Origin of the sequence: Pseudonocardia sp. Ae150A_Ps1, assembly GCF_001932315.1 — a bacterium.
GTDB lineage: Bacteria > Actinomycetota > Actinomycetes > Mycobacteriales > Pseudonocardiaceae > Pseudonocardia.
Map to the genome: position 1 here is coordinate 1 of NZ_MCIJ01000008.1, position 2,072 is coordinate 2,072.

General features: G+C 66.5%; 1 protein-coding gene and 1 pseudogene. Both read left to right on the plus strand.

Annotated elements, in window-relative coordinates:
• On the plus strand, positions 1-460 hold a 460-nt coding region (locus Ae150APs1_RS30150), incomplete at its 5' end, for an IS30 family transposase (RefSeq protein WP_139317329.1).
• 1,191 nt (positions 461-1,651) lie between these two features.
• Positions 1,652-2,072 (plus strand): annotated as a pseudogene (locus Ae150APs1_RS30160) (SLC13 family permease); the annotation flags it as partial.

The following is a 2,072-nucleotide window of genomic DNA, read 5'->3' on the forward strand; positions in this document are numbered from 1 at the left end:
CTGGGAGGGTGACCTGATCATCGGCAAGGACGGCAAGACCGCCGTCGGGACCCTGGTCGAGCGCGCCTCCCGGTTCCTCGTGCTCGTGCCGCTGCACGGGCGCGACTCGCTGACCGTCGGCCGCGGGGTCATCGCCGCCACCAGTGGCCTGCCCGCCCACATGCGGGCCTCGCTGACCTGGGACTGCGGGGCGGAGATGGCCGGCCACGCCGCCGTCACCAAGGGGTCGATGCCGGTGTACTTCGCCCACCCGCGCTCGCCGTGGGAACGCGGCAGCAACGAGAACCTCAACCGCATCGTGCGCGAGTACTTCCCGAAAGGCACGGAAATCACCTCGGACCCGAAGTATCTGGCGATGGTGGCTTGCGATATCAACGACCGACCCCGTAAGATCCACAACTGGAAGAAGCCCTCCGAGATATTCGCCGAACTCGTTGAGCTAGATGCTTCGACCGCCTGAATTCGCCCACACTTGAGGAGTTAAGGGGGTTCCGGTAGTAGTGAAGGTCGAGGAACGCTTGATTCGAATGATCACGGAGTCCTCTCCCGCTGGGCAGAAGCCAGGGCCCTGTCAACTCCGGTCGAACCCCAGGGCCCCGGCATAGCCCGCGTGATCATGACGGTTCCTACACCTGCCCGATCAAGGGAGCCGAGTCGTGCCCGCGTCTGCATCTTCTCCGATTGCTGTCCTCGCCGCCCGCACCGGGCTGGTGAGTCCGGGCGCCGAGCCCGGACAGGACGGGGATCTGCTGGTCGCGCTACGCGCCGTTCCCGACCCGCGCCAGCAGCCTGGACGCCGTCACCAGCTGGTCACCGTGCTCGCCAGGAACGGTCTCACCGGGGCCGAGGCCATCCGACGCTTCGGGTAGCGGTGGCCTCGGCCCGCTCTCCATCACACTGCGCACCATCATGTCGACCGGGTGTCACCGGCCGACGCCGGGGACCCCGCCCCGCGGGTCACTCCGCCCTGAGGGCCCCACCTGGGGAGCCTCTGACGTTCGTGAGCTGCCAGACCGCCCCATATCCCGTAGTACTCCCCCACGGACAAGGCGTGTTCCAAACACTGCCTACGGACCTGGCACCCCGCACACGTCTGCTTCGCGGCGACATCTGCCCCGATCTTCTGAGGGCTGGGGAAGAACATCTCGGTGTCCATCGAGACGCACGCAGCCTGCCCCCACCACGATCGGGAAACAGCTTTCTGCAGCGCCTCCGCGTTCTGGGGAGAGCAGGACGACCGAGCCTTCATGTCGAGGAAGGTGCCATACGTCCCCACCGCCGCCGTCCGCTGGGGTCACTCGACCGCGCGACAGCGGCCCCATTCGGTGCTGCCGCGCCGCTTCCCCTTCCTCACTGCCTAGTACTGCAACGGCACTCCATCGTTTGCACTGGTCAGAGAGCTGTGCTGTGGAGTTCTTCAAGCCACATCGGCCGCGAGAGCGGCCCGCTGACCAGTCCGCCGGCGATCGGTCCGCTCGTGGAGTTGATCATCAGCTCATCGAGTGCCGTTGCAGTACTAGCGGCGGCGGGACGGGTCGGTGCAGGTGGCTTCGCTCTGTAGCTGGCCGTCGCCGTTCTGGTGCGGCAGGATGTCGTTGTCCTCGTGGCGTCTTGTCTCGAGCAGGTCCTCTTGCGTGGACAGGAGCTGGTGGTGGAGAACTGGGTCTCACCGTTGAGTACCGGCGGGCTGCTGAGTATCGCGGTGGGGGCGGTCGCTGTTCTGTTGGTGGCGATCATCCGGTTCAAGGTGCATCCACTGCTGGCGTTGATCGTCGTGTCTGCGGTGACGGCGTTCGCGGCCCGGATCCCGCCGGGCGCGGTACTCGATGTCCTGGTCGAGGGTTTCGGCACGACCCTCGGGGAAGTCGCCCTGTTGGTCGGTCTCGGCGCGATGTTCGGGCGGCTCGCCGAGACCAGCGGGGCCGCGCGGGCGTTGTCGGATGCTTTGGTGGCCCGGTTCACCGAGCAGCGGGCTCCGTTGGCGCTGGGTGTGGTGTCGCTGTTGTTCGGGTTCCCGATCTTCTTCGATGCCGCGTTCATGGTGATGCTGCCGATCATCTTCACGATCGCCC